General features: G+C 65.1%; 9 protein-coding genes and 7 pseudogenes. 4 read left to right on the forward strand and 12 right to left on the reverse strand.

Annotation, left to right across the window (positions count from 1 at the left end):
* Positions 1-19: 19 nt before the first annotated feature.
* Together E6W36_RS17655 and E6W36_RS03580 are read left to right on the forward strand one after the other, a co-directional pair.
* Positions 20-896: pseudogene (locus tag E6W36_RS17655) on the forward strand (alpha-E domain-containing protein).
* Positions 897-1,238: 342 nt separating this feature from the next.
* Entirely contained in the window at positions 1,239-1,997 is a 759-nt protein-coding gene (locus tag E6W36_RS03580) for a proteasome-type protease (RefSeq protein ID WP_222873773.1), read from the forward strand.
* A gap of 33 nt (positions 1,998-2,030) precedes the next feature.
* On the opposite strand, the gene parC is transcribed toward E6W36_RS03580, so the two are convergent.
* From parC to E6W36_RS21675, 7 genes and pseudogenes are all read right to left on the reverse strand, one after another.
* Positions 2,031-4,271, reverse strand: a complete 2,241-nt coding sequence (parC, locus tag E6W36_RS03585; protein WP_222874388.1) for a DNA topoisomerase IV subunit A — start codon at positions 4,269-4,271, stop codon at positions 2,031-2,033.
* Positions 4,272-4,342: 71 nt separating this feature from the next.
* Entirely contained in the window at positions 4,343-4,936 is a 594-nt protein-coding gene (recO, locus tag E6W36_RS03590) for a DNA repair protein RecO (RefSeq protein ID WP_246048093.1), read from the reverse strand.
* The gene (locus E6W36_RS17660; RefSeq protein ID WP_246048094.1) at positions 4,936-5,082 is read right to left on the reverse strand and encodes a recombination protein O N-terminal domain-containing protein; all 147 of its coding nucleotides are present in this window, start codon (positions 5,080-5,082) and stop codon (positions 4,936-4,938) included. Before E6W36_RS17660 ends, recO begins: the two co-directional genes overlap by 1 nt.
* 94 nt (positions 5,083-5,176) lie before the next feature.
* Positions 5,177-5,580, reverse strand: a pseudogene (locus E6W36_RS03595) (Ros/MucR family transcriptional regulator).
* Positions 5,581-5,736: 156 nt separating this feature from the next.
* Positions 5,737-6,213 (reverse strand): GNAT family N-acetyltransferase, encoded by a 477-nt coding sequence (locus E6W36_RS03600; protein WP_222873774.1) that lies wholly within the window; start codon positions 6,211-6,213, stop codon positions 5,737-5,739.
* Positions 6,210-6,761, reverse strand: coding sequence for a tRNA (adenosine(37)-N6)-threonylcarbamoyltransferase complex dimerization subunit type 1 TsaB (tsaB, locus tag E6W36_RS03605; RefSeq protein WP_425459762.1), 552 nt, complete (start codon positions 6,759-6,761; stop codon positions 6,210-6,212). The genes E6W36_RS03600 and tsaB overlap by 4 nt, the downstream gene beginning before the upstream one ends.
* A 111-nt stretch (positions 6,762-6,872) precedes the next feature.
* Positions 6,873-7,091, reverse strand: coding sequence for a nitroreductase family protein (locus E6W36_RS21675; RefSeq protein ID WP_342776785.1), 219 nt, complete (start codon positions 7,089-7,091; stop codon positions 6,873-6,875).
* 33 nt (positions 7,092-7,124) lie between these two features.
* Between E6W36_RS21675 and E6W36_RS21680 the strand changes: the two genes are divergently transcribed.
* Entirely contained in the window at positions 7,125-7,325 is a 201-nt protein-coding gene (locus E6W36_RS21680; protein ID WP_342776786.1) for a hypothetical protein, read from the forward strand.
* Here E6W36_RS21680 and E6W36_RS21685 read toward each other — a convergent pair.
* The 5 genes and pseudogenes from E6W36_RS21685 to trpS all read right to left on the reverse strand — a co-directional run.
* A pseudogene (locus E6W36_RS21685) lies at positions 7,235-7,432 on the reverse strand (malonic semialdehyde reductase); the annotation flags it as partial. The gene E6W36_RS21680 and the pseudogene E6W36_RS21685 overlap by 91 nt on opposite strands.
* A 34-nt stretch (positions 7,433-7,466) precedes the next feature.
* Positions 7,467-8,020 (reverse strand): annotated as a pseudogene (locus E6W36_RS03615) (NifU family protein).
* Positions 8,021-8,628: 608 nt separating this feature from the next.
* A complete protein-coding gene (locus tag E6W36_RS03620) occupies positions 8,629-9,819 on the reverse strand; it encodes a DUF2333 family protein (RefSeq protein WP_342776917.1) in 1,191 nt (396 codons plus the stop codon).
* Positions 9,820-9,858: 39 nt separating this feature from the next.
* A pseudogene (locus tag E6W36_RS21690) lies at positions 9,859-9,975 on the reverse strand (hypothetical protein); the annotation flags it as partial.
* A 521-nt stretch (positions 9,976-10,496) separates the two neighbouring features.
* Positions 10,497-11,491, reverse strand: a pseudogene (gene trpS / locus E6W36_RS03625) (tryptophan--tRNA ligase); the annotation flags it as partial.
* 76 nt (positions 11,492-11,567) lie between these two features.
* Between trpS and mutM the strand changes: the two are divergent.
* A pseudogene (gene mutM, locus E6W36_RS03630) lies at positions 11,568-12,382 on the forward strand (bifunctional DNA-formamidopyrimidine glycosylase/DNA-(apurinic or apyrimidinic site) lyase).
* Positions 12,383-12,407: the final 25 nt, after the last annotated feature.

Raw genomic sequence — 12,407 nt, forward strand, 5'->3', positions numbered from 1 at the left:
CGCCCGCTACGTCGAGCGCATGGACAATCTCGCGCGCCTGCTGGAGGCCGCGCAGCGCATGTCCGGCCTCAGCCCGCAATCGACCGACTGGCTGTCTGCGCTTCACGCCACAGGCTGCGAGCAGGGCTATGCCGCAAAATATGAGCGGGTCACCGCCGCGCACGTGGTCTATTACCTCTCCTGCGACCGCGACAATCCGTCCTCCATCCTCTCGTCACTGGACCGCGCGCGCACCAATGCGCGGGCGGTGCGCGCTGCGCTCACCCGCGATATGTGGGATGCCCTGAACGGCGCCTGGCTCGACAGCCAGCGGATCGACCCGATCTTCTTCGAGCCGGAACTGCTGCCGGAGACCCTCGACTGGGTGAAGAACTTCACCACCCGCTTCCTTGGCCTATGCCAGCACCATGCTGCGCAACGACGTCTATCACTTCACGCGCATGGGGACCTTCATCGAGCGGGCGGACAACACGGCGCGCATCCTTGATGTGAAGTACCACATGCTGTTGCCGAGCTTCACCGGCGTCGGCGGCCTGCTCGATTATTACCAGTGGACCTCGATCCTGCATTCGGTGTCGGCGACCCGCGCCTATCACTGGGTCTACAAGTCTGAAGTGACGCCCTGGAACATCGCCGAACTGCTGCTGCTGCGCCAGGAGATGCCGCGCTCGATCCGGTCCTGCCTCGATGTGATCGACGAATCGCTGAAATGGCTGGCCGCAGCCTACGGCAGCCAGAACGGCGCGCCGCAGCGGCTGGCCGGCGCGCTGTCCGCGCAGTTGCGCTACGGCGTCATCGACGACATCTTCCAGATGGGCCTGCACGAGTACCTCACCCAGCTCATCGAGCGCATCGCCAAGCTCGCGGTGGAGATCGAGCGCCACTACATGCACTAGTGTCGTGGAATCGAAGTCCGCTACACTGTGATATCGGGCTCGTGCGAACTTCGATTCTGAAAACGACACGAGAAACAATATCTTGCTAGCAGGCTGCTGAAAAGTCGCGGAGATACTGTTCTGCTTCGTCATTCCGGCGAACGCCGGAATCCATAGGTGCCAACATACACAACAAATACAAGGTATTAGCCATGGGCACCGGCCAGAGTTTATCCCCGTTAGAGTGCCGGGGTGACGGCTATAGGTTTGGAGTCCAAGCAACCACTTTTCAACAGCCTGCTAGACCTCCCCGATGAAAGTCCGTTACAATTTGGCCTTTGCTGCGCCGCCGAGAGACACTCCATGACATATTGCGTTGCCCTGAACCTTGAGGAAGGGCTTGTGCTGTGCGCAGACACCCGAACCAACGCCAGCCTTGACAACATCGCCACCTTCTCTAAGCTGCATGTGATCGAGCGCCCTGGCGAGCGCGTGATCGCGCTGATGACCGCAGGCAACCTGGCGATCACCCAGGCAGCCGTTACCCGCCTGACCGAGAGCATCCCCGATATCAACGGTAACGGCGGCAATGGGGATATGGAGGCGACGCGCGCCACGCTCTGGACCGTGCCCTCGATGATCGAGGCGGCCCGGCTGGTCGGCCGCACCGTACGCGATCTGTTCGATGAGGATGCAAGCAACCTGATGCGCCATCAGGTACTCTTCGACGCCACCTTCCTGGTGGCAGGCCAGGTGGGCGCAGGCAAACAGCGCCTGTTCATGGTTTATTCCGCCGGCAACTATGTGGAGTCGAGCCCGGACACGCCCTTCTTCCAGCTTGGCGAGCACAAGTACGGCAAGCCGATCCTGGACCGGGTTGCCAAGTATGACACCAGCATCGAGGACGCCGTGAAGCTGGTGCTGATCTCCATGGACTCGACCCTGCGCTCCAACCTGACGGTCGGCCTGCCGATCGACCTGCTGACCTACCGGCGCGGCAGCCTGCACGTCGGCCTGCAGCGCCGCATCGGCGAGGACGACGCCTATTTCCGCACCGTGCGCGAACGCTGGTCGGAGGCGCTGCGCACCGGCTACCGCAGCCTGCCCGCGCCGCAGTGGTGAGGTCGCTCACCCCCGTCCCGCACTTGCGATCCCCTACCCTCCGAAGCGGTTCGAGCGCGGGAAGCCGAGCGGCGCGCCGCGGCCCATGCCGCCACGCGGGCCAATGTAGGGCAGCAGGTTGGTCTCCGTGCGGGTGCGCCCGGTCTCACCGCCCATCGGCCAGGACAGACCCTCCGTCAGGGTAAAGCACTTCGCATCGGAAAAGCCGCCGTCGCGATATTTCTGCAGCGTCACGCCCTGACCGCTCGCCATGACCGGCACCTGGTCCAGCGGAAACACCAGCAGCTTGCGGTTCTCGCCCACCAGCGCCAGATGGTCGCCCGACACCGGCGCGCACAGGCTGAGCGCTGCCCCGCCCTTTTCGCCGTAGCCCTTGGGGCGCATCACCTGCTTGCCCTTGCGCGTCTCGGCCAGGCACTGGGCCGCATCCGCGATGAAGCCGCGGCCATCGCTGGCGACCAGCAGCAGCCGGGAGTCGGCGCGGTACGGCAGCAGCGCCACGATCTGCTGCTCGGCCTCGACATCGACCATCAGGCGTACCGGTTCGCCGAAGCCGCGCCCGCCGGGCAGGCTGGCGGCATCCAGCGTGAAGAAGCGGCCGGAGTCGGCGGCGACGAGGATCTTGTCGGTGGTGTAGGCGTGGAAGGCAAAGCGCGGGCCGTCGCCTTCCTTGAACTTCGCCAGCTCGCCGTTGCCGAGGTCCAGGTGCGACTTCAGCGCACGAATCCAACCTTTCTCCGAGCAGACGACGGTGATCGGCTCGCGCTCGACCATGGCCTCCAGTGGAATGTCCTTGAATTCGCCCGCCGTACCGAACGTGGTGCGACGTGCGCCAAGCGGCGTGTCCTTGGCGTAGCGGGCCTTCAATGCGGCAAACGCCGCCCGCACTTTCGCGCGCTGGCGGGCCGGCTCTGCCAGCAGCAGGCGCAGGTCGTCGGCCTCCAGCTTGAGCGCCGCCTCCTCGCGACGGATTTCCATCTCCTCGAGCTTGCGCAGCGAGCGCAGCCGCATGTTGAGGATGGCCTCGGCCTGACGGTCGGTCAGATGGAAGGTCGCCATCAGCACGGCCTTCGGCTCATCCTCCTCGCGGATGATGCGGATGACTTCGTCGAGATTGAGGTAGGCGACCAGATAACCGCCGAGCAGTTCCAGCCGGTCTTCAATCTTGCCAAGCCGGTATTCCGCCCGCTTGACCGTCACCTCGATCTGGTGGTCGAGAAACGCCTCCAGCGCCTGCTTCAGCGACAGCACGCGCGGCGTGCGCGCCTTGTCGAGCACGTTGAGGTTCAGCGAGAAGCGCACTTCCAGATCGGTGAGCTTGTACAGGCTCTCCATCAGCACGTCCGGCGAGACGTTTCGCGACTTCGGTTCCAGCACCAGCCGGATTTGCGTGTCCGACTCGTCGCGCACATCCTCGAGGATCGGCAGCTTGCGGTCACCGATCAGGGTGGCGATCTGCTCGATCAGCTTGGATTTCTGCACCTGGTAGGGAATATCGGTGACGATGATCGTCCACTGGCCCCGGCCAAGGTCTTCCAGCACCCAGCGCGCGCGCAGGCGGAAGCTGCCGCGTCCGGTCGCATAGGTCTCGCGGATGCTGGCGGCGGACTCGACGATCATGCCGCCAGTCGGGAAGTCCGGCCCCGGGATCAGCGTCATCAGGTCGTCAATGCCGGCCTCGGGACGGTCGATCAGCAGCATCAGGCCGTCAGCGAGTTCGCTGACGTTATGCGGCGGCACCGATGTCGCCATGCCGACCGCAATGCCGCTGGCACCGTTCGCGAGCAGGTTGGGGAAAGCGCCGGGGAACACCTCCGGCTCCTCGTCCTCGCCGTCGTAGGTCGGGCGGAACGGCACGCATTCCTCGTCCAGCCCATCCATCAGCGCCGCCGCCACCTCGGTCAGCCTTGCCTCGGTGTAGCGCATGGCCGCCGCGTTATCGCCGTCGATGTTGCCGAAGTTGCCCTGGCCGTCGATCAGCGGAAAGCGGACCGAGAAATCCTGCGCCAACCGCACCAGGGCGTCGTAGATCGACTGGTCGCCGTGCGGGTGAAACTTGCCCATCACGTCGCCGACCACGCGTGCGCATTTCTTGTAGCCCGTGTTGGGATCGAGCTTCAGCAGCCGCATCGCCCACAGCAGCCGCCGGTGCACCGGCTTCAGGCCGTCGCGCACGTCCGGCAGCGAGCGCGCCATGATGGTGGACAGCGCATAGGTCAGATAGCGCTGGGATAGCGCTTCCGTGAACGGTTGATCCTCGATCCGTGTCGAGATGTCGGGGTGTCAGTCGGCATGACACAACTGATAGCGCCTCATCGGGCACTACGCCAGAGTGTGGCGCAAGGTCAGCCCATCGCCGCGACCGCACTCGCCAGCCGCACGCGGGTCTCGCGCAGGGCGTCGGCGCCGTTCGGCACCAGCTCACGTTCGATGAAATAACCAGACAGGGCAAGGCCTTGCGCCAGTTCCGCCCAGTCCGGCCAGTCGTTGGCGCGCCGCACCAGAAAGCCCGGCAGCGGCAGCAGCTTGTCCAGCCAGGGCGCGGCGGCCGCCCGGTTGACCGCCCGGCCGGACTTGGGGCTGACGTACGCCAGATCGTCACCGCCGCCGGTGACCGCACAGCGCGTCAGGTCCAGACCGAAGCCGAGTTCGGCCAGCAGCACCAGCTCGTAGCGCACCAGTGCGCCCAGCGCCGCGCGCGGGTCCGGCGCCAGGCACAGCAGCACCACCAGCCCGTCGAGTGCCTCGTAGAGCAGCGGATAGGCATGACCCTCGGCCAGGCTCGCCGCCGTGATCGCCGTCGCCCATTCAAGCGCACGCGCGCACAGCGGATCGCCGAGCGCAGCCGCTGCTGCCGGGCGGTCCAGTTCCAGGGTCAGGTGACCCAGTTGCTCCGGCGTGCGGGCGTACCAGCGCGTCGCCACCCGATTGCCTGGCATCAGCACCGGCGCCAGCCGCCGGACTGGCCGCCACGCACATAGCCGGCGATCAGGCCCTGATCGGCCGTGAGCAAGCGGGCGATCGCGCCGTTTTCCGCATGCGGGCGCACCGCACACAGGATCGCGGGGCCATGCCATTCAGCCATGAGAAAACCCGTCGATCACAAAGACCCGCAAAAGAAACAGGGCAACACCCGAGGTATCGCCCTGCATCCGACCGTGTAAAGCGGATTGACGCCGTTACTTGGTGCGCTTGCGGTTGGTACCCAGACCGATCTTCTTGGCGAGCTGGCGGCGTTGCGCAGCGTAGTTCGGGGCGACCATCGGATAATCGGCCGGCAGATTCCACTTGGTGCGGTATTCTTCCGGCGACATGTTGTAATGCGTCATCAGGTGGCGCTTGAGCATCTTCAGTTTTTGCCGTCTTCCAGGCAGATGATGTAATCCGGCTTGACCGAGGCGCGCACGGAGACTGCCGGCTCCTGCTTGGTTTCCACGGGAACGGGCACACTGCCAAGACGGCTCAACGTGTTGTATATATTTTCGATCAAATTCGGCAGATCAGACACTGCGACGGTGTTATTCGCGACATGCGAAGACACAATGTCAGCCGTGAGATTCAGCAGCTCGTTACCTTTTTCCATGGCGATTTTCTCACTGTCCATTTCAGGATTGATGGGCTTGCTCTAACCGAGCAATTATTGACGAAATTCTAATACGCGACTTTCTTAGCCTTGTATATGACGTTTACAAGACAAAAAGCACAGGACAATTGTCAAAATCTACAAAAACGCGGCATTTCACCGATGATTGCAGCGCAGAGTATAGGAATCGCGCTGAATACCATCTGCGCCTTTATAGTAGCCGCGGCGTACGCCGACAGGCTTGAAGTTCAGCGCACGATACATCTCCAGCGCTGCGCTGTTGTCCGCCCGCACTTCCAGAAACAGGGAAATACCGGCTTGCTTCGCCCGTGCGATCACCGCTTCCAGCAGACGACGGCCGATGCCGCGTCGGCGCGCTTCCGGCGCAACCGCGATCAGCAGGATTTCGGTTTCATCGAGAATGGTGCGGGTCAGCACGAAGCCAAGCGGCGCGTCGGGGTCGCCGCGATCAAGGGCGCTGAGCAGCAGTGCGCCCGGCCAGTCCATGGCGGACTCCAGGTCCGCCTGCGGCCAGGCTTCGCCGAAGGCCGGGTCGAAACTGCGCATCATCAACGCGGCAATCGCCGGCAACCGATCCGGCGTTGCGACGCAAAGCGCGACCGCGTCGCTCATGCCGGCAGCTTTGCGTCCGGCGCGCGGACATAGAGCGGGCGCGCGGCCCGGTGGTGCCGAACGTCACGCGCCGCCGCGAGATAATCCTCGGCGCGCGGCCAGGCCACGCCCGCACCTGGCACGACCAGCGGCACGCCCGAGCCGATAACCGCACAAGGCGCGCAGGCCAGCGCGGTCCAGACAGCCGCCGGCGCCACCGCAATGATCTCGCTTGCAGCCCTGGCCTCAGCCGCCTCGCGCACGAACCGCTGCGCATAGACCTCGCCCTTGTGCGCATCGAGCAAGGCGACAACCTGCGTCGCCGCATCGTCCTGGCGTAGTGCCGCGCATGCAAGCGCGGCAAGGGAGGAGACGCCGATCAGCGCCGCGCCCCAGGCCAGAGCCAGCGCCCGCGCCGCGGCGATGCCCACCCGGATGCCGGTGAAGCTGCCAGGCCCGACGCCGACCACGATGGTCTGAGCGTGCGCACCACCCATGACGGCTGCGAGCGCGGGCATCAGCGCCTCGGCGTGGCCCCGGCCGATGACTTCATGGTGTTCACGAACAATCGCCCCTCCGGACCTGCGAGGGCGATGGTCAGCGACGACAGGGCCGTATCAATGACGAGGGTATTCAACGTCTGCGGCTGTTCTCAAAGGATGGAGCAGGCGTCCGAAAACTCAGGCGCGGCGAGCGTGGAAACAGTTTTCATGGACGCCATAGCCGAGCGCACACAGGAAATTCGACCGGATATCGGTGCCGGCGAAGAAGGCCGCATCCACCTGGTCCTTGTCGAAGCCCGACATGGGGCCGCAGTCCAACCCGAGCGCCCGCGCAGCGAGAATGAAATAGCCGCCCTGCAGGCTGGAATTGCGGAACGCGGTTTCCTCGGCGACCACCGGCTCGGTGAACCAGTCCCGCGCGCCCGGATTGTGCGGGAACAGTTCCGGAATACGATCGTAGAATTTGCGATCATAGCCGATGATCGCCGTGACGGCGCCGTGCGCACCTTCTCGCTATTGCCGGCGCTGACGCAGGGGATGAGCTTGGCCTTCGCCTCTGGCGACTTCACGAACACGATGCGCGCCGGCGAGCAGTTGGCCGAGGTCGGACCCCAGCGCGTCAGGTCGTAGAGTGCTTCGAGTTGAACGTCAGTGACCGGCTCGTCGCGCCAGAAACTGTGGCTGCGCGCGGCACGGAACAGCGTATCGAGATCCTGGTCTGAAACGATTGATGCCATGGGTCAGCCTCCGGGTTCGCCGGGGCTGGGTTCGTCAGGCGACGGCGCGAACCTCAGTCACTTCCGGCACATAATGCTTGAGTAACGTCTCTATGCCGTTCTTGAGCGTCATTGTCGATGACGGACACCCGGAACACGCCCCTGCATGTGCAGATAGACGATGCCGTTCTGGAAGGACTTGTACACGATGTCTCCGCCGTCGCGGGCCACCGCCGGGCGCACGCGGGTCTCAAGCAGGTCCCGGATCTGGGCGATGATATCGGCATCCGCCGGATCGTCTGCATCCGCCGCCACGCCCGCCGCCTGTGTGGCGACAGGCCCCTCGCGCAGGTGCTGCATGATCGCCGCCAGAATGCCCGGCTTCAGCTCCACCCAGTCAGCGCCGCCTTCGGCCTTGGTCACGGCAATGAAATCCGGCCCGAAGAACGCACCGGTCACATCGCCGAGGGCAAACAGCGCCGCGGCAAGCGGCGTGCCCTGCGCATCCTCGGGTGTGGTCACGTTCAGGCTGCCGCCGTCGGTCACCGCCTGGTCGGGCAGGAATTTCAGCGTGGCGGGGTTGGGCGTGCGTTCGGTCTCGATAAACATGGCGGTATCCTGTGTTTGACCGAGCATGTGGGCGGCGGCGCGACAAGCGTCAAGCCTAAAAGACCAAATCGGTCTGAATTCAGCGGACCAGCGTGTCGATGTCCTCGGGGTGCAGGCTGCCCGGCACAACCACGAGAATGCACGGCAGCGCGCTGGCGTTGCTGGCGAAGTAACTGACGAGCGGCCCGGGATCGCCCTTCGCGCTCGTCGCCAGCACCAGCGCGTAAACCCCGTATCGGCGCGGATCGCCTCCAGGATTTCGCTCTCGGTCTTGCCGATCTTGACGATCAGTTCCGGCATGTGCCCGGAGAGTTCGCTGACTTCGTGGGCGTGACCCTCAAGGGTCGCGAGCGCGTTTTCATGGGCCTCCGCCTCCATCATCTCCTGCACGCCGCCCCACTGCACGAAGTCGAGCGGCGGTGTGACGTGGATGAGGGCGACCCGATCCGCCGGCGTCAGCGACGCCCGGCGCGCTGCAAAACGGACCGCCAGCGCGCATTCGGGGTGTCGTCGATCACAGCGACGAATTTGTGCGGCCGGATCGGTGCGGCATCTGTCATGACCGGATGATGTCGATTTCCCGCTATCCGGCAAGGGGATGCAACCGGCTATTTCTGCAGGATCGCGGTCAGTTCGCGCAGTTGGGTGCGGGCGCGCAGCAAGGCGAACCCCTGCTCCGCCAGATGGTTCTTCACCAGGGTGCTGCCGGTCTTGCCGTTGAGCACGACAAGCGGGTCCATGCGGATCACTTCCTCCAGGCTCGCCATCAACTCACCCCAGACATTGCCGAGCTGGCGCTGCTGGATCAGCTCGGCATAGTCGGTCTGCAGGCCGAGGAGGATCATGTACGCGGCATAGGAGCGGCCCTGCACATCGTAGAACAGGTCGTCCGCCTTGCGGTCCCAGAATTCGCCCTGATGCGCGACAACGTGCTCGTCGAGCATGGCGGACGCAGCGCCAAGACTGAGCGCCATGCGGTCAAGGGCGGCGTTCAGGCTGTCGGACCGGCGCTCGAACAGGGCGCTGCCGCTTGCGACCCGCTGGTTGTAATCGCGCAGGTCGGCGATCGCCGTCTTGTACTGCGATGCCGAGGAGGCGCGGATCGGCGGCCAGGAAGCGCTGATCCACCAGCGGTTGGGCGGGTAGGAGAGTTCTTCGAACGCGTCTTCGAGCTTCGGGTCGGTGCCGCCCGAGCCGCGCGTGCGCGCCACCTGGTCCTTCAGTTCCAGCAGGAACTGCAGGGCCATTGTGCGCATGCCCTTCTGGAAGTTCGGCATGTTGTCGAGCCAGGCGGTCGGATAAAACCAGGGGTCATCCGGCGCCCAGCCGTGTACGCGGATTTCCCGGTCGAGCAGGCCGCTGGTCATCGCGACGGCGACGCTGCCGTTCGCCGGCAGATCGACGCTCGCGGGACGAAACGCGGTGTCCGTATCGACAGTGTGGCGCAGCAACCCGCCGATGCCGAAATAAGCGACGATGAGGGCCAGCGGAACAAGGACGACCAGCAGCGCCGTGCGATAACGCTGCATGCGCGAACCCGCCGGCGGCTCCCGTGCGGTGTGCCGGAAAACCGGCTCAGCCCCGCCCGAAAACGGTCTCGTGTCTGCTGCCACAGTGTCTTCAAGCCCGCCATCCCGTCCTCCGCACCGTCTGATGTCCGGTGTCGTTACAGGACGCGCGCGTGTGGTCCAGCGATTTCGTACGGGCCGCCTTGCCGGTTCAGTACCCTTGCCCTTGCGCGGCGTCTTGATGACCACGCGCTGCGTCACGCCGGACTGGCCTGGGAAATCCTCGAACATCGCCTGCACGAGGTAAGGCACGACTTCGGTCAGGCGTCCGTCGGTGCCGTCGGACAACGCACGGCCCTCGAACAGCTTTTCCTCCGGCTTGCCGGCCTTGGTGATCTCCAGGTTCAGACCGCGCGTGTAGATCGTACGGCTGCTGATATCCGAGCCGCCGAATGCGCCGTACCCGCCAAAGCCATAACGACCGTAAGGATAATAGCCGTAATAGCCGTATGGTGCGAGGCCGTAGAAGCCGAAGGCCGGGGTCGGCGTCGAGCGATCTGCTCACGGCCCGTGGAGACGCCGTAGTCGAGACGCACGTCGAGGGTTGGCGTCTCGCCCTGCGCAGCCGGTCGATACCCTGCGCGATCAGCTTGTTGCGGACCAGCTCCGCATACTGCGCGAACTCCAGGCTGCCGACCTTTGCCGGATCGCTCGCGACAACCTGGAAGGTCTCGCCCTTGGGCAGCGCCGGCGTGTAGAAGCGGGCGACATCGGACTTGAAGCGGGCGGCGCAACCCGCCAGCAGCAGCGCCGCCACGCCGACGAAGGCGACAGTGCGCGCGAAAAGCAGACCACGACTCAGATTTTGTTCGTTCATCATGACGATCTCCCGGGCTTAACGTACCCCTCAGGAACGTCTCAGCGCACACGTGCATGCCACGGAGCGCCGAACACATACTACTCTTGGCGCGGCAAAATCCTACCGCGTCGTAGACGGAGCGCAGGGTGTTTGCGGCAAGCGCCCGCGCCTGGTCCGCCCCTTGCGCAAGCACGGATTGCAGATAGCCCGGATCGGCGCGCAGGCGGTTGAAGGCGTCGGCGACCGGTGCAAGGCGGGCCACAAGCTGTTCGGTCAAGGCCGGCTTGAACGCGCCGAACCCCTTGCCGGCGAAGTCCTGCAGCACCTGCGCGCGGCTGACGCCGGCGATCGCTGCGTAAATCCCCACCAGGTTCTGCGCTTCCGGCCGCCCGGCGAGCGCCGCCTCGTTGTCCGGCAGCGGCTCAGGGTCGGTCTTGGCCTTGCGGACTTTCTGGGCGATGGCGTCGGCGTCATCGGTCAGGTTGATGCGGCTGAAATCGGACGAATCGGATTTCGACATCTTGGCGCCGCCATCGCGCAGGCTCATCACCCGGGTCGCCGGTCCCTGAATGATCGGCTCCGGCAGCGGAAACAGCTCGACGCCATAGTCCATGTTGAACTTCTGGGCGATATCGCGCGCCAGCTCCAGGTGCTGCTTCTGGTCTTCGCCGACCGGCACATGGGTCGCCTTGTAGACCAGAATATCGGCGGCCTGCAGGACAGGATAGCTGTACAGCCCGACGCTGGCGCCCTCCCGATCCTTGCCCGCCTTCTCCTTGAACTGGACCATGCGGTTGAGCCAGCCGATCCGGGCGACACAGTTCAATACCCAGCCCAGTTCAGCATGCTGCGGGGCGTGCGACTGCACGAACAGGATCGCCTTGGCAGGATCGATGCCGGCTGCAAGCAGGGCCGCCGCCATCTCCAGGGTATTGGCGCGCAGGGCCGCCGGGTCCTGCCAGACCGTGATGGCGTGCAGATCGACGATGCAGAACAGGCAGGGATGCTCTTCCTGCATGCGGACCCAGTGGACGATTGCCCCAGGTAGTTGCCCAGATGCAGATTGCCGGTCGGCTGGATGCCGGAGAGGACGCGCGACGTCATGGTTTTGAGTATTTCCGAAGTGCAGGCATGGCCAAGACGTGCTTAGTGCCAAAAGTCTGCCAGGGAAACGCGATTTATGCCCGAACTCCCCGAAGTGGAAACCGTGTGCCGGGGGCTGTCGGCAGCGCTGACGGGGCGATGCCTGGTCCGGGTCGAGGTGCGCCGCCCGGACCTGCGCTGGCCAATCCCCGCCGACTTCGCCGCGCGGCTGACCGGCGCACGGGTCATAGCCGTGCGCCGGCGCGCCAAATACGGCCTGATCGACACCGATCGCGGCGACGTGGCGATCCTGCATCTGGGCATGAGCGGCCGCATACGCATTGACCCGGTGGCCGACGAGAAGCACGACCATGTGCTGATCGAGATCGACAGCGGCCAGCGGCTGGCGTTCAACGACGCGCGTCGCTTCGGCTCTTTGCATCTGGCGCGCCATGACGACTGGGGCCGGCATGCCCTGCTTGCGGACCTGGGCCCGGAACCGCTCGGCAACACCTTCAACGGCCCGGCGCTGCATGCGGCGCTTGCTGGCCGGCGATCCCCGGTCAAGGCGGCGCTGCTCGACCAGGCGGTCGTCGCGGGCGTCGGCAACATCTATGCCTGCGAAGCCCTGTTTCAGGCGGGCATCGACCCCTCCCGCGCTGCCTGCAGCCTGACGCCCGTCGAGTCGGACGCGCTGGCGGCGGCAGTCGTCGATGTACTCGCCCGCGCCATCGCCGCCGGCGGCTCGTCGCTGCGCGACTATGTTCAGGTCGACGGCGAACTCGGCTATTTTCAGCACGCCTGGCGGGTCTACGGCCGCGAGGGCGACCCTTGCCCCAATGCGCCCGACCGGTTATGCGCCGGGTCCAGTCCAGCCGGTCCACCTTCTATTGCGGAAGCTGCCAAACATGAAGTCTTGCACGTCTCTTGGCCTCTT

Source organism: Hankyongella ginsenosidimutans (assembly GCF_005144965.1).
In the GTDB taxonomy this organism is placed as follows: Bacteria; Pseudomonadota; Alphaproteobacteria; order Sphingomonadales; family Sphingomonadaceae; genus Hankyongella; species Hankyongella ginsenosidimutans.

Coding starts and splice junctions, on each gene's coding strand:
- E6W36_RS03620 (WP_342776917.1), bottom strand. CDS start 9,819: ATGTTCGAGGATTTCCCAGGCCAGTCCGGCGTGACGCAGCGCGTGGTC.
- E6W36_RS17660 (WP_246048094.1), bottom strand. CDS start 5,082: ATGGCTGAATGGCATGGCCCCGCGATCCTGTGTGCGGTGCGCCCGCAT.
- E6W36_RS03600 (WP_222873774.1), bottom strand. CDS start 6,213: ATGAGCGACGCGGTCGCGCTTTGCGTCGCAACGCCGGATCGGTTGCCG.
- recO (WP_246048093.1), bottom strand. CDS start 4,936: ATGCCAGGCAATCGGGTGGCGACGCGCTGGTACGCCCGCACGCCGGAG.
- E6W36_RS03580 (WP_222873773.1), top strand. CDS start 1,239: ATGACATATTGCGTTGCCCTGAACCTTGAGGAAGGGCTTGTGCTGTGC.